14 protein-coding genes and 1 tRNA gene are annotated in these 13430 nt (G+C 65.1%); 5 read left to right on the plus strand and 10 right to left on the minus strand.

Features of this window, described 5'->3' with window-relative positions; all coding sequences use genetic code 11:
- The coding region (locus ACTS2Z_RS06980; protein ID WP_442572501.1) for a sugar phosphate nucleotidyltransferase at positions 1–395 on the minus strand (395 nt) is incomplete at its 3' end.
- 156 nt (positions 396–551) lie between these two features.
- Here ACTS2Z_RS06980 and ACTS2Z_RS06985 point away from each other — a divergent pair.
- Entirely contained in the window at positions 552–1550 is a 999-nt protein-coding gene (locus ACTS2Z_RS06985) for an alpha/beta hydrolase family protein (protein WP_442572502.1), read from the plus strand.
- Between the two features lie 172 nt (positions 1551–1722).
- Here ACTS2Z_RS06985 and ACTS2Z_RS06990 read toward each other — a convergent pair.
- Positions 1723–1799, minus strand: a tRNA-Arg gene (locus ACTS2Z_RS06990).
- 149 nt (positions 1800–1948) lie between these two features.
- On the opposite strand from ACTS2Z_RS06990, the gene ACTS2Z_RS06995 reads away from it, so the two are divergent.
- Positions 1949–3949: a potassium/proton antiporter gene (locus ACTS2Z_RS06995; RefSeq protein ID WP_442572503.1), complete on the plus strand. Its 2001-nt coding sequence runs from the start codon at positions 1949–1951 to the stop codon at positions 3947–3949.
- Here the strand turns inward: ACTS2Z_RS06995 and ACTS2Z_RS07000 are convergent.
- The 4 genes from ACTS2Z_RS07000 to ACTS2Z_RS07015 form a co-directional block, all read right to left on the minus strand.
- Entirely contained in the window at positions 3946–4560 is a 615-nt protein-coding gene (locus tag ACTS2Z_RS07000) for a hypothetical protein (RefSeq protein ID WP_442572504.1), read from the minus strand. The genes ACTS2Z_RS06995 and ACTS2Z_RS07000 overlap by 4 nt on opposite strands.
- Positions 4560–4805, minus strand: coding sequence for a helix-turn-helix transcriptional regulator (locus ACTS2Z_RS07005; protein WP_442572505.1), 246 nt, complete (start codon positions 4803–4805; stop codon positions 4560–4562). Before ACTS2Z_RS07005 ends, ACTS2Z_RS07000 begins: the two co-directional genes overlap by 1 nt.
- Before the next feature lie 120 nt (positions 4806–4925).
- On the minus strand, positions 4926–5273 hold the full coding sequence (locus ACTS2Z_RS07010) for a hypothetical protein (protein ID WP_442572506.1): 348 nt from the start codon (positions 5271–5273) through the stop codon (positions 4926–4928).
- Between the two features lie 45 nt (positions 5274–5318).
- Positions 5319–6299 (minus strand): ABC transporter ATP-binding protein, encoded by a 981-nt coding sequence (locus ACTS2Z_RS07015; protein WP_442572507.1) that lies wholly within the window; start codon positions 6297–6299, stop codon positions 5319–5321.
- 147 nt (positions 6300–6446) lie between these two features.
- Here ACTS2Z_RS07015 and ACTS2Z_RS07020 point away from each other — a divergent pair, with 147 nt between their 5' ends.
- On the plus strand, positions 6447–6683 hold the full coding sequence (locus ACTS2Z_RS07020) for a zinc-finger domain-containing protein (protein ID WP_442572508.1): 237 nt from the start codon (positions 6447–6449) through the stop codon (positions 6681–6683).
- Between the two features lie 106 nt (positions 6684–6789).
- On the plus strand, positions 6790–8307 hold the full coding sequence (locus ACTS2Z_RS07025; protein WP_442572509.1) for an SLC13 family permease: 1518 nt from the start codon (positions 6790–6792) through the stop codon (positions 8305–8307).
- On the opposite strand, the gene ACTS2Z_RS07030 is transcribed toward ACTS2Z_RS07025, so the two are convergent.
- The 4 genes from ACTS2Z_RS07030 to ACTS2Z_RS07045 form a co-directional block, all read right to left on the minus strand.
- Positions 8308–8604 carry a winged helix-turn-helix domain-containing protein gene (locus ACTS2Z_RS07030; protein ID WP_442572510.1) on the minus strand — a complete coding sequence of 99 codons (297 nt, stop codon included), beginning with the start codon at positions 8602–8604 and terminating at the stop codon, positions 8308–8310.
- Positions 8605–8608: 4 nt separating this feature from the next.
- Positions 8609–9238 carry a hypothetical protein gene (locus ACTS2Z_RS07035; RefSeq protein ID WP_442572511.1) on the minus strand — a complete coding sequence of 210 codons (630 nt, stop codon included), beginning with the start codon at positions 9236–9238 and terminating at the stop codon, positions 8609–8611.
- Between the two features lie 230 nt (positions 9239–9468).
- A complete protein-coding gene (locus ACTS2Z_RS07040) occupies positions 9469–10401 on the minus strand; it encodes a tyrosine recombinase XerC (RefSeq protein ID WP_442572512.1) in 933 nt (310 codons plus the stop codon).
- Positions 10398–11099 (minus strand): DUF484 family protein, encoded by a 702-nt coding sequence (locus tag ACTS2Z_RS07045; protein ID WP_442572513.1) that lies wholly within the window; start codon positions 11097–11099, stop codon positions 10398–10400. Before ACTS2Z_RS07045 ends, ACTS2Z_RS07040 begins: the two co-directional genes overlap by 4 nt.
- Before the next feature lie 130 nt (positions 11100–11229).
- On the opposite strand from ACTS2Z_RS07045, the gene ACTS2Z_RS07050 reads away from it, so the two are divergent.
- Complete coding sequence (locus tag ACTS2Z_RS07050; protein WP_442572514.1) at positions 11230–13419, plus strand: primosomal protein N'; 2190 nt, start codon at positions 11230–11232, stop codon at positions 13417–13419.
- The last annotated feature ends 11 nt before the right edge of the window (positions 13420–13430 follow it).

The raw sequence follows: 13430 nt of genomic DNA on the forward strand, positions 1-13430 counted from the left end.
GCGTCCGCCCCCCTTGCAATTGCGTGAAGGAAGGCCTCCGGCCGGGGGATATGGTGATCGGCGGGCAGGATCAGCACCAGCGCATCCGGCCCGGCGGCCAGCGCTGCCAGCGCAACTGCCGGGGCGGAATCGCGCGCAACAGGTTCCAGGATCAGCGCCGCCCCGGGCAGTTGCGCGCGCAAGGCATTGCCATGGCGCACAGAGCCGATCGCGGTCAGGTCTACAAAGGCGATGTCCGTGCCCGCTGCCACCAGCCGGGCAGCCGTCTCGGCCAGCATGGAGCGGCCGGAAGGGAGGTTCATGAAAGGCTTGGGGCGCTGGTCGGTGGAGAGCGGCCACAGGCGTGTGCCGGCACCGCCGCACAGGATGAAAGGTCTGATTGTATGCCGGCTCATACCGCGTTCCCGTCCCCGCCGCGCGCGTCGTCACGTGTCAGCGGTAACCCTAACGGCTCAACGCTTTAGATTTGCTTGCCAGAAATCCGGGCTGACAGCGCGACGGAGATTTAATCCCGCAAGCGTTGAATGCGGGCTGTCTCTGGAGATTTCATCATGCCGCGTGTGCTTCTTGTCTGCCTCGCCGTGTTCACCCTGTCCGGCCAGCCCTCTTCCGCGGCAGGTGCGGCAACCGTCTCGCCGGATGCCTTTGCGGCGCCCGGTCCCCATGGCATCGAAATCAGCGAGGATATCTGGCGCGATACACGGCGCGAGCGGGAGATCGCGGTGCGAATCTATGGGCCGCAGGGTGAAGGACCGTTCCCGGCAGTCATTTTCTCCCACGGTCTGGGCGGCAGCCGGGAGGCGGCGCCCTATCTCGGAGAACACCTTGCCAGCTGGGGCATTGTGGCCATACACGTCCAGCACCCCGGATCGGACGCGGCCATCTGGCAGGGCAGCCGTGAACCGCGAAGGGCCTTGCAGGCGGGTGCCAATGCCGGTGCCGCGCGCGACCGCTATGCTGACATTCCCTTCATCGTCGACACGATTGCCGAGCGTGCATCCGCGCTGGACATCGACCCCGCCCGCCTTGGCATTGCCGGTCATTCCTTCGGCGCCCATACAGTCCTCGCGGCAGCTGGCCTGACCTACCTGACCCCGCGCGGACCGCTATCCATGGGCGAGCCACGCCTGCGGGCGGGCATGATGCTGTCTCCGCCCGCTCCGCATGCGCGCCTTGGCCCTGACGATTACAGTGCCGCCTATAGCTCGGTCACCATGCCGCTCCTGCACGTGACCGGCGTCGATGACACAAGCCCGCTGGACGACAGGCTGGACCCGGCGGCAAGGCGCATCCCGTTCGGCCAGACCGGCGGCGAGCGCCAATACCTCATCGTGTTTGATCCGGGTGATCACGCCGTGTTTTCAGGACGTCAGAGCCGCGGGCCGCAGCCAAGCTGGTACCAGCCTGTTCAGGGCGCGACCGCGCAAGCTGCCGCAGCGTTCTTCCGCGCCGAGCTCGCCGATGATCCCGCTGCCCGGGCCTTCATGGACGGACCCGATTTCCATGCAGCTTTCGCCGCCCTTGGCGAAACAGGGCGAAGGGGCGATTGACGGCCGGTCACACGGTCACGCTAATCGCCGCACTCCGGGTTTGATGCATTGAGCTGGATAATAGCGCGCTAAAGCGGGCCAATTTCGAACCTGCAAGGTTCGCAAGGGCGACCGCCCGTCCGCAGCGCAAGCGAGGACCGACCGAACGGATGTGAGGGAGGACAGAAAATAATGGCGCACCCGACAAGATTCGAACTTGTGACCTCTGCCTTCGGAGGGCAGCGCTCTATCCAGCTGAGCTACGGGTGCCTTGGCGCTCTCTTACAGGGCTGCGCGCCGGTATTCAATCGCAAGACGCCGCAGCGTGCCGCAGGCCGGGGCAGCGCTGCAACCGGCAGCGCAGGACAGCGGTCAACCTGCTTCCCTGACTGTCAGCAAACCCATATACCCATGGGTTCATGGATACAGCCGAACTCATATTGCTGGCGGCAGCGGGCCTAGTCCTGCTCGCCATTGCAGGGGCTGCCGTAACGCGGCAGGCCGGTCCGGCGCTTTTGCTCATCTTCCTCGTGATCGGCATGCTGGCTGGCGAAGAAGGGCCCGGCCGTATCGCCTTTCATGCCCATGATACCGCCTATCTTTTCGGATCTCTGGCACTGGCACTGATCCTCTTTGATGGCGGGCTTGGCACCAAGCTGCGCCGCCTGCGCAGCGTGCTGCGGCCAGCCCTTAGCCTGGCGACGCTGGGCGTGCTGATCACCGCCGGGATTACCGCCGTCGCAGCGCACTATCTTTTCGGGCTGGGCTGGGTAGAGGCCGCCCTAATGGGGGCGATCGTCTCCTCCACCGATGCTGCCGCCGTTCTCATGCTGATTGCAGGGCGCGATATCAAGGCCCGCCCGCGCGTCGCGACCACGCTGGAGGCGGAATCGGGATTTAATGACCCGATGGCGGTCATACTGGTGGCGACCTTTGTCGCCTGGCTGACCGGACAGGGCGCACCGGACCCGCTGACGGCCACCTTCTCGATAGCCTGGGCGATTGCGGCAGGCGGGCTTCTGGGCTGGTTTGGCGGGCGCACAATCGCCTATGTCGAGCGCAAGATCGGCTTGCCTATCGGCCTCTATCCCATCTTTGCCTCTGCTGCTGCGGTCTTCCTTTTCGCCTTTACCGAAGTTGTAGGCGGATCAGGCTTCCTGGCTGCCTACCTCGCTGGCGTCTCCATGGCTTCAGCGCCCAAGCGCCGGGCTGCAGAGGCGACGGCGCGGTTTTCCGATGGCCTTGCCTGGATCGCGCAGATCGGGCTTTTCCTCATGCTGGGGCTGCTGGTGACGCCGAGCCACGCTGCCGAAGTGGCTCTGCCCGCCCTCGGCATCGCCTTTGTGCTGATCCTCATCGCCCGGCCCGTAGCCGTTCTCATTTGCCTCGCGCCGGAGCGTTTCCGCCTGAACGAGCGGGCGTTCATTGGCTGGATGGGCCTGCGCGGCGCCGTGCCGATCTTTCTCGGCGCATTTCCGGTTCTCGCAGGTGTAGAGAACGCGAACCTCTATTTTTCGGCAGCCTTCGCTGTGGTGATTGCCTCGCTGGTGATACAGGGCTGGACGGCAGGGCCGGTGGCCCGCCTTTTCAATGTCGCCCCGCCGCTAGCGCGCGGCGGCAATCTGGCCAATGCCGGGATGATTGCAGCGGTCGCAGCCGGGTTCACGCTCGCCAGTGCCGTCGTGTCCTTCGGGGTCAATGGCCGGCAGAACGAAGTCCAGACCCTGTCGCCGATCAATGTGCGCGAGCTTCTGGCCGCGCTGGGGCCGGAAGGCTCGCCCGCTGCCCTGCGCATCGAGAGCTTCCCGTCAGACTGGGAAGAGATGGACCCGGCCACCCGGCGCGAGACGTTTGCCCGCATCGCAGCCGGTCTCGTCATGGCGCAGAACGAACGCATTCTTGAAGAGCGCGAGCAGCTTCTCGTCATGCGTGCGCAGATCGATGCCGGCATACCGTTGAGCCTGCCCCAGCAGGCAAGGCGCGATACGCTGGCGCGCCGCTATGGCGGGCGCTACGAGGACCTTGATGATCTGCTCGCGCGGGTCGATATCGTGCCGCCCTCCCTGGGCGCTGCGCAGGCGGCTCTGGCGACAGGCTGGGGCAGCAGTGAAAGCGCGCTGGCCCGCAATGCCCTCTTTGGACGCACGCCCGGCGATGGGCGGTTTGCCAGCCTGACGGCAGCCGCCGCCGAGTATGTCGACGTCTTCAACACGCACCGCGATTTTGCCGCGTTCCGGGCGCAGCGGGCGGACTTGCGCAATGAAGGCGCGTCTGTCGACGGACCTGCTCTGGTAGCGCTGGTCGGCCCCTATGCCGCCAGCGGTGACAGCTATGCTGCGCAGGTGCGGTCGGTGATGGAGAGCGCCGGCCTTGCCCGGTTCGACCGGCAGGCGTCCGCCCGCTTTCCCGCCGAGAGCTAGGTGATCAGCCGGGCGAGGATGAAACCGGCAATCATGCCGCTGGCGATCAGAGCCCACAGCCACCAGCGCACGCCTGGCTTGCGCAATGGCGGCGTTGACACGTCTTCATCGGCTTCCGGCTCGAACTCCGGCATGGTCCAGGCGAGATAGGCGGTCGGCAGGGTGAAGCTGTAAAGCAGGACGCCCCAGAAGATCGTGTTCCAGTGGGTATAGCTGTCAGGCGCCCACAAGGTCAGGCGCGTCTCGTCGTTGGCGACCGCCAGATAGAAGATCGCTGCCGCTACCAGCCCGGTCAGGACATGATAGGCGAAGGCATAGGCCTTCTGGCGCAGATCGCGTTCCAGATCATCAAGCTCACAGACCTGCTCGCCGACTATGCGCTGCATGTAGGACGGGGCGATATAGGCAAAGCCTGCAATGGCCAGCACGATAAATCCGAGCCCTGCAATGTTGAGGGCGAGTGCCCCGCCGCCCTCTCCGGCGAGCGGCGCATTGAGGGCGATGAGCGCGCCCAGCGGATATCCGCCAAGCGTGAGGCTGGTGGCCAGCCGCATGCTGGTGCGGCTGCGTTGCGGGGTCTTGCCGGAGGCGGTGCGCAGATAGAAGGACATCAGGGATTTGCCTTGCTTGCCATGCGTGACAGCGGTTCAAACTTCTGCAGGGAAAAGATCATCTCCACGGGCAGCTCGAAATACTCGGCAAGCTTCAGGGCCAGCTCCAGCGAGGGGCTGTAATCACCGCGTTCCAGATATCCGATGGTCTGGAAATTCACGCCTACCGCATCGGCCAGCGCCTTGCGCGACAGGCCGCGCTCGGCTCGCAGGACAGGCAGGCGATTATAGATCGGCGAACTCATCGAAGCTGACTTTCATGCCCGGGGTCTTCACGCCCCACACCCTGTCTATAGGTGACGATCATGCACATCACAAGCGTTTTGTTGTATATGTATAACATTTCATGATGCGGAAATATCGCCTCAGAGGAGCCCGTCCTCGCCGCCAGCATCATCCATGCCGTCACCCTTGCGGATCGACGCGTCCGGATCGTCGTCCTCGCGCCTCCGGCGCTGGCCTGCCTGGCCGAACCCGACGCCCGTCGCATAGCCCTCGCCGTGCGTGCCTTCGGTATCGGCGGGGAAGAACTCTGCCCCCATCATCCATCGATAGGCGATGAGCGCGGTGGCAAAGGCTGCGAGGAACAAAAGCCCCATCACCACCCATCCGGTCAGCGAGACGGGCCGGATCTGCAACAGAACCAGCAATGCCAGCGCGAGGCCCAGAGCGCTTAAGGAAGCAGCCCCAACCGATTTGAAGAAACGCATCATGGCCTTGGTTCCTGCCGGTCCCGATCTGCCGGCATTGCGGCCCGGTCAGCCTGCCGGCCGGGCCTTCTCACCGTCAGAATGCCCGGCATTGTAGGTGAGGGCGAGGAAAACATCCTCCAGATCGGGTTCCTCGGTGCGCAGGTCGCGAATGCGCGCCCCGCTCTGGTTGAAGCGGGCAATGAGATCACCGACCGATGACTGGCCGGCGCGGTAGGTGATGGCCAGTGCGCCATCGCGCAGCACCGCGTCCTGATCCTCGAAACCGGCCGGCACGGCGCTCAGCGTGTCCTCAGCCTCGATGATGAGCGTCTTGCGGTCGAGCCGGCGCAAAAGGCTCGATTTCGGCTCGCAGGCGACAACCTGGCCCTGATCGATGATGGCGATCTCGTCGCACAGCTCCTGGGCTTCTTCCAGATAATGCGTCGTCAGGACGATGGTGACGCCCAGAGCGTTCAGCTTGACCACATAGTCCCAGAGCTGGCGGCGCAGCTCGATATCCACCCCGGCGGTCGGCTCGTCCAGCACCAGAACGGGCGGGTTGTGAACCAGTGCCTTGGCGATCAGCAGGCGGCGCTTCATGCCGCCCGACAGCTGGCGCACATAGGCATTGCGCTTGTCGGAAAGACCCATCACCTCCAGCAGCTCGTCAGAGCGGCGCTCGGCTGCCGGAACGCCATAGAACCCGGCCATCAGTTCGAGCGTCTCGAAGGGCGTGAAGAACACGTCCATGTTGATTTCCTGCGGCACGACCCCGATCGAGGCCCGCGCACTGCGCGCTGAAGCGGTGATGTCATGGCCCCAGATGCTGGCCGTCCCGCCGGTCTTGTTGGTGAGGCCCGCAAGGATGTTGATGAAGGTGGACTTGCCTGCGCCATTTGGACCCAGAAGGCCGAAGATGGAGCCGCGGCGCACTTTCAGGTCAATGCCCTTCAGGGCCTGCTTCGGCTCGCGCTTCTTCGAGCCGGCATAGGTTTTCTCCAGCCCTTCGGCGATGATGGCATAGTCAGGCAATGGCGATGAGGACATGGATAAGAATGGCCCTGATGGCTGAAGGAAAGGCTGGCTCCGATTGACGGACGCAGCGGCTAAAACTAAAGCAGGAGACCAAGTTTAGGAGGCTTGCGCCGCGCCGTCCATGCCAGTGCACGCCTCAACTGCCGACAGGGGACAAACATGGCCAGCACGCGCGCAAAGACACCGGCGAAACCGGGCAAGGCTCCGGTTGCCAAGCCGGCATCCTTTCCGGCGCCCGAAATCATCGAGGTCAGCACCTCGCGCGTGATGTGCGATGGCGGCGGCGGTGCGCTTGGCCATCCGCGTGTCTGGTACGACATGGGCGATGAAGGCTTTGTCGAGTGCGGCTATTGCGACCGCCGCTTTGTCCTGAAAGCTGGCGCCAGCGGCCACTAGGCAAGCTGATCGGGCCTGCCAATTGCTCCTTGCAGTCAAACCGGCTTAACTCCCGCATGGAACGCGCCCGGCCGGCATGAGGCGCGCCTGTCAGGGGGGAGGCATAGTGACGTCATCCTGGACGCCGCGTCGTATCGGGCTTGTGACGGGTCTGGCCGTTGCAATCGGCCTTCAATGCATCCCGCTTCCTGAAGGCCTGTCGCGTGAAGCCTGGCTGTGTGCCTCGCTCGCGCTGTTGATGGCGTGCTGGTGGGCCAGCGAAGCCATTCCGATTGCCGCCACGGCGCTGATTCCGCTCGCATTGTTTCCGCTTCTGGGCGTTTCAACTGTCCGTGACGCGGCATTTCCCTATGCCGACCCCATCGTCATGCTGCTCATGGGCGGTTTCATTGTCGCGCTCGGCATCGAGCGCTGGAACCTGCATGCGCGCATTGCGCTCAACGTGGTGTCGGCCTTCGGGTCCCGTCCCGCCTCCATGGTGCTCGGCTTCATGATCGCATCGGGTCTTCTCTCGATGTGGATTTCCAACACTGCCACAACGCTCATGATGATTCCGATCGCCCTCAAGGTGGCGGAGGTTGTCGAGAAGGAAGGTGTCGATACGCGCATGTTTGCGCCGGCGCTGGCTCTGGCGATTGCCTATTCGGCCTCCATTGGCGGGCTGGCAACGCCGGTTGGCACGCCCTCCAATCTCATCGCAATCGGCTATCTTGAACGCACTGCAGAGCGCTCGATCAGCTTTCCCGAATGGATGGCGGTCGGTGTGCCGGCAGCCTTGCTCATCATTCCGGCAGCCTGGATCATCCTGACCCGCCTTGCCTTCAAGATTCCCTCGCGGGCAGGCAGCGGCGAGGGCCACGCCCTCATCGTTGCGGAGAAGAACGCCCTTGGCCGCATGACCACGCCGGAACTGCGCGTCGCGTTGACGTTCGGCACGGTGGCTCTCTTGTGGATGGGCCGCGAATTGCCGGGCGTTCTCATCGGCCTTCCCGATATCAGCTTCGGCTGGAATCCGTTGCTCGCCTGGCTGTCGGAGACGTTCGCCTTGCCCGTCACATTGCGCCTCAGCGACATGCAGATCGCCATGGCCGGGGCGCTGGCCATATTCCTGATCCCCGCCGGAGGAGATGAAGGCAAGGGGCAGGCCCTGATGGACTGGGAAGCGACCCAGCGCCTGCCCTGGGGTGTGCTCGTGCTCTTCGGCGGGGGGCTATCGCTCGCGGCGGCGATGGATGCGACGGGCCTTTCGGCCTGGATCGGATCGCATCTCGCGATCGTGGCGCAACTGCCCCTGCCGGTCGTTGTGCTGATCCTTGCCTTCATCGTGGTCTTCCTGACCGAGCTGACCTCGAACGTGGCGACCACCACCGCCTTCCTGCCAGTCCTTGGCGGGGTGGCGTCAGCTGCGGGCGTCCCGGCAGAGCATCTCATCATTCCGGTTGCGCTCAGCGCGAGCTGCGCCTTCATGCTGCCGGTCGCAACCGCTCCCAATGCCATCGTCTATGCATCGGGCGCGGTTAGCATGGGTCAGATGATCAAGGCGGGACTGCGCATCAATCTGGTCGCCGCGCCGCTGATCGCCCTGCTGGCAAGCCTTATCGCGCCGCTGGTGTTTCCCGCCTGATCACTCACCGACCAGCTTTTTGAGATCATCAAGATAGCGGATCCAGGCTGCGCGGCCCGCATCGGTCAGCGAGGCGTCGGTGCGCGGCTTGCGGTCGACAAAGCGCTTGCTGATCGACACATAGCCTGCATCCTCCAGCTTTCTCAGATGGGTCGACAGATTGCCGTCCGTGGCGCCCGTGCGGTCTTTCAGCTCGCCGAAACTTGCTGCCTCCACGCTCGCCAGATAGGCCATCAGGCCGAGGCGCATGCGTCCATGGATCACGTCATCAAGATCAGAGGAATTGAAGTCGGCCATGGCGTCAGATCACCTCGCGCGGCTCTCGTGCCATCAGGAAGAAGCCCGGAATGAAGGTGCCGAGCAGCATGCCGGCTGAGGCGATCAGATAGACCCAGCTTGTCATGACGAAAACGGTGCAGGCAAAGCAGGCCAGCAAGGAGACGAGGGCGGGCACCAGCAAAAGGCGCTCGCGCGAGAGAAGCGCATCGATCATCCAGCCTGCGCCATAGGCCATGAAGGCAATAGGCATCATCGTATTGATCAGCGAGCCCGGCACCATGCCGGTGGCCATGCCGACGACCAGGCCTGCAAAATAGAGCCCGATCATTCCGCCAATCACGGGCCAGACCGTGCGCTGGACACGGTTCGCCATCGAGCCGCTGCCCGGCTTGTTGCGCAAGGACCAGCCCAGAACCGCGCTGCCGGCCGAGCCGAGGACCATGTATCCGAGCCAGAGCGGCCACAGGGCCTGGGGGCCCAGATCAAGGGCGCCGGTAATGATCAGCCAGTGGGTGAAAGCGACCGTGCCGGTCAGCCCGCCCCACCAGGCCATGAAGCGTCCGCCCAGCAGCGGGGCGCGTGCGCCCGCTTCTGCCATCTCGCGCAGATAGGCGAGGTCTGCGTTGGCGGCGGTCTTGCGGTCAGTCGTCATTGTTTTGGCTCCTGCAACAGGGATGGTCCGGTTCGCGGATTTATCCATCTTCTATTGCAAGCAAATAACTTTGTAAAGCAAAGTTTGCGAAGCGCGAGCGAAGAGTGAGGGAAATGGGGGAGGCGGGATTTGAGGCGATGAGAATGACGGAGGAAGGGTTGGGGGAGGACGAGCAGGAAAGGCGAGGGCCTTTGGACGCGCAACCGCAAACCCTGACGGCGAGCGGGACGCTAGGACCGGCCCATCCGGGCGCGCGGATGAGCCGCGGCATGCACCGCCATCAGCCGCGCCGTGTCCACTTCGGCATAGATCTGGGTGGTGGAAAGAGAGGCATGGCCCAGCAATTCCTGGATTGCCCGCAAATCCCCGCCGCCTGCCAGAAGATGTGTGGCGAAGGCATGGCGCAAGGCGTGCGGTGTGGCACTTGAAGGCAATCCAAGTGCGCCGCGCAGGCGTTCCACGCTGCGCTGGACTTCGCGGGCGTTCAGCGCCCCGCCCCGCGCGCCGCGAAACAGCGGTTCGTCTGCGGCAAGCGGAAACGGACACAGCGCGGCATAGGCCTCCACCGCCTCGCGTACCGGGCGCAGGACAGGCACCAGCCTTGTGCGCCCGCCCTTGCCGGTAATCCTCAGCGAATCCGGCAAGGGGTGGTCCCGCCCGGTCAGGCCCACGGCCTCTGAAACTCGCAGGCCCGCGCCATAGAGCAAGGACAGGACGGCCAGGTCCCGCGCGCCCTGCCAGGCCTCATGTCGTCCCTCGCCAGACTGGTCAAGCATCGCCTTTGCAGCTCTCTCGCTGACCGGCCTTGGCAGGCGGCGCGGTGCCCGTGGGGCCTCGACCAGTCCCAGCGCAGGATTTTCCAGACCGTGACGGGTGCGCGCATGGGCGTAGAAGCTGCGCACCGCCGAGAGGGCGCGTTGCAGGGTGCGCGGCCCCGCGCCCTCGCGCCGCCGGTCAGCCAGCCAGGCCCGCCAGTGTGTGCCCGTCAGGCCTGCAAGATCCTTCATGTCGACAGGTCTGCCGAGGTGCCGCCCCAGAAATCCCAGCCACTGGCCAAGATCGCGCTCGTAGGCCTTCACCGTGTGGGGGCTGTAGCGGCGCCCGCCCTCGATATGGGCCAGAAATTCCGCGACCAGCCGGGCAGGGGCGGGCTCAGGGCTCATCTCGCCAGCAGGGCCTCCAGGCGGCGTTCAAGGATGCGGGCGAGGAAGTGGGCAAGGTCCGGCGCATCGTTCGGGCGGAAAGCATCGCGCCGGGCCGAGCCCAGGCACAGAACGCCAGAAAAGCCCCGGCCCTCGAGGCCGATCACGGCCTCGCTGGCGACGCGGCCTGCCTGCACGCCGTAAATGGCCCCTGCAAGGCGGGCATCGGGCGCACCAAGCCGCTCGCTCTGACCGTCCAGCATGGCCGATTTCAGACCGGGGGCGGCCGGCAGGATCGCGATGGCGCGCGGCAGGGCGGTGATGCCTTCAAGGCACACCCGCACGGCTTCAAGGCCGAGCGTCGTAGCCGTATGGCCGGCGAGGCGGCGGTCGAGCGCGGCAAGGTTCGGCTCGTCCATCAGGCCGATGACGGCGGCATGGGCGCTCGCCTGAGCCGCCAGATTGCCCCGCAACATGTCCTGAAGGTCCTCATTGGCGGCTTTCAGGCAGACAATCTCGCTGTGCAGGCGGGCGCGGGCAACGGCATTGAGGTCAACCACATCGCCGCTGGCAGGACTGCCCGTCAGCGCCTGCATGAGTTCAGCATCGCCCAGAATGCGGGCCGGATCGGCCAGGATGGCGCTGCGCCAGTCCTCGCTGTCAGGTTTCGCCGGGCTTGCGGCTATGGGGGTGCTGCGCATGCGCTTGATGCCGATCATTGTCCATCCATCCTGATACCGGCCCCTCTTTGGCGGGGGCACGTGTTCACGGGGTGAACCATGACACGAAGCGGGTTCCAGATGCGTTAACCGGCCTGTATCCGGCGCGCCCGCCCGCTAGGATGCTCCGATGAGCACGAATCAGGATCAGGCTCCCTCTCAAATTGCGACAGTACTCTTGCCCCTGCCCTTGCCGGAGGCGTTCGACTATGCCGTGCCTGAGGGCCTGATCCTGTCAGAAGGCGATCATGTCATCGTGCCGCTGGGCAAACGCCTTTCGCATGGCGTTGTCTGGGGATTGCGCGATGCAGCGGGCGGCAACCGGCCCCTGAAGCCGGTGTCGGCCAGGCTTGATGCTCCCCCCTACACCGCTTCCATGCGCGCCTTTGTCGACTGGACGGCGCGCTATCTGGCGGAATACCCCGGCACCGTATTGCAATCCACCTTGCGCAGCCGGGGCGGGCTGGAGCCATCTCCCACCCAGACTCTTTATCACCCGACCGGAATCCTGCCCGACAGGATGACACCGGCGCGCCAGGCGGTGCTGGATGCCGCGGCGCAGGAGGCGGCAAGCGGCGCCGAGCTGGCCAGGCGCGCAGGCGTTTCGGCAGGTGTCGTCAAGGGGCTGGCCGATGCCGGTGCCTTGCGCGCCGAGGAACGCGATACCGACCAGCCCTTTCCCGCTCCTGATCCCTATGCGCCGGGCCTGGCACTCAATGAGGGGCAGGAGAATGCCGCAAGCCAGCTTCGCCGCCTCATCGCCGCTGGCGGATTTCAGGCAGCGCTGCTTGATGGCGTGACCGGGTCAGGCAAGACGGAAGTCTATCTCGAAGCCATTGCGGAGTTGCTGCGCCGCGAACCGGACGCGCAAGTGCTCGTCCTTCTGCCGGAGATCGCGCTGACGCAGGCCGTCACCGCCCGCTTCGAGGCCCGCTTCGGCGTAGCGCCGGCCCTCTGGCATTCGGCCATCGGCCCCATAGAGCGCCGCCGCGCCTGGCGGGAGATCAGTGCCGGGCGGGCCAGCATCATCGCCGGTGCGCGCTCGGCCATCTTTCTGCCCTTCAGGAATTTGCGCCTCATTATCGTCGATGAGGAGCATGACCCCACCTACAAGCAGGATGAGGGCCTGACCTATCATGCCCGCGACCTCGCAGTTGCACGCGCCAAGATCGAAGGCGCGGTCGCCATTCTCGCCAGCGCCACGCCCAGCCTTGAAACGCTGGTGAACGCCAGGGCAGGCCGCTACGGCCATATTCGCCTTGCTGCCCGCGCTGGAACGGCGGTCCTGCCGCAGATCGATACCATTGATTTGCGCGAGCATCCGCCTGAACCCGGCCACTGGCTTTCCCCGGTCCTCACCGCCGCCATGGCCGAAACGATCCAGCGCGGCGAGCAGGTGCTGCTTTACCTGAACCGGCGGGGCTATGCGCCGCTCGTGCTGTGCCGGGCGTGCGGGCACAAGATGAAAAGCCCTGACACTGATCGCTGGCTCGTCGAACACCGCTATACAGGGCGCCTTGTCTGTCACACGACCGGCTTTTCCATGCCGCGCCCGAAGGCCTGTCCGGAATGCGGCGCGATTGATTCGCTGACCAGTGTGGGGCCGGGTGTGGAGCGGGTTGCCGAAGAAGCCGCCTTGCGCTTTCCCGATGCCCGCGTGGAAATTTTCTCCTCAGACAGCGTGTCGGGACCTGGCGGTGTGCGAGACCTCATAGCCCGCATGGAAGCAGGCGAGATCGACATCCTTGTCGGCACACAGATTGCGGCAAAGGGTCACAACTTTCCCCATCTCACCCTCGTCGGCGTTGTGGATGCGGATCTCGGCCTGAAGGGCGGGGATTTGCGCGCGGGCGAGCGGACCTACCAGACGCTTGTACAGGCTGCTGGCCGTGCAGGCCGCGCTGATCGGCCCGGGCGGGCTCTGCTTCAGACCCATGACCCTGACCACGAGGCGATTCGCGCCCTCGTCGAGGGCGACCGCGATGCGTTCCTCGATCTGGAAGCCATGATGCGCGAGCAACTGGGCCTTCCGCCCTTTGGCCGCCTCGCGGCACTCGTGATGTCAGGCACCGACGAGCACTTGCTGGTCGAGACCGCGAAGATTGCCGCAGCGGCCGCGCCCTTGAGTGATGATGTCACCCTGCTGGGCCCTGCCGAGCCGCCTCTGGCGGTGGTGAGGGGGCGCTATCGCCGCCGCTTCCTGGTTCAGGCCCGGCGCAATGTGGATGTATCCCACTTCATGGCGACCTGGATGGCGCGCTTTAAACTGCCCGCATCGATCCGCGCCCGCGTCGATATCGAGCCGTATTCTTTCCTTTGACGTGCCACCCC

The organism is Glycocaulis sp., assembly GCF_052168375.1.
Taxonomy (GTDB): Bacteria; Pseudomonadota; Alphaproteobacteria; order Caulobacterales; family Maricaulaceae; genus Glycocaulis.

Excerpts from the sequence above, each read along its gene's own strand:
- ACTS2Z_RS06985 (WP_442572502.1), top strand. The coding sequence starts at position 552 with ATGCCGCGTGTGCTTCTTGTCTGCCTCGCCGTGTTCACCCTGTCCGGC.
- ACTS2Z_RS06995 (WP_442572503.1), top strand. The coding sequence starts at position 1,949 with ATGGATACAGCCGAACTCATATTGCTGGCGGCAGCGGGCCTAGTCCTG.
- ACTS2Z_RS07000 (WP_442572504.1), bottom strand. The coding sequence starts at position 4,560 with ATGTCCTTCTATCTGCGCACCGCCTCCGGCAAGACCCCGCAACGCAGC.
- ACTS2Z_RS07005 (WP_442572505.1), bottom strand. The coding sequence starts at position 4,805 with ATGAGTTCGCCGATCTATAATCGCCTGCCTGTCCTGCGAGCCGAGCGC.
- ACTS2Z_RS07010 (WP_442572506.1), bottom strand. The coding sequence starts at position 5,273 with ATGATGCGTTTCTTCAAATCGGTTGGGGCTGCTTCCTTAAGCGCTCTG.
- ACTS2Z_RS07015 (WP_442572507.1), bottom strand. The coding sequence starts at position 6,299 with ATGTCCTCATCGCCATTGCCTGACTATGCCATCATCGCCGAAGGGCTG.
- ACTS2Z_RS07020 (WP_442572508.1), top strand. The coding sequence starts at position 6,447 with ATGGCCAGCACGCGCGCAAAGACACCGGCGAAACCGGGCAAGGCTCCG.
- ACTS2Z_RS07030 (WP_442572510.1), bottom strand. The coding sequence starts at position 8,604 with ATGGCCGACTTCAATTCCTCTGATCTTGATGACGTGATCCATGGACGC.
- ACTS2Z_RS07035 (WP_442572511.1), bottom strand. The coding sequence starts at position 9,238 with ATGACGACTGACCGCAAGACCGCCGCCAACGCAGACCTCGCCTATCTG.
- ACTS2Z_RS07040 (WP_442572512.1), bottom strand. The coding sequence starts at position 10,401 with ATGAGCCCTGAGCCCGCCCCTGCCCGGCTGGTCGCGGAATTTCTGGCC.
- ACTS2Z_RS07045 (WP_442572513.1), bottom strand. The coding sequence starts at position 11,099 with ATGATCGGCATCAAGCGCATGCGCAGCACCCCCATAGCCGCAAGCCCG.
- ACTS2Z_RS07050 (WP_442572514.1), top strand. The coding sequence starts at position 11,230 with ATGAGCACGAATCAGGATCAGGCTCCCTCTCAAATTGCGACAGTACTC.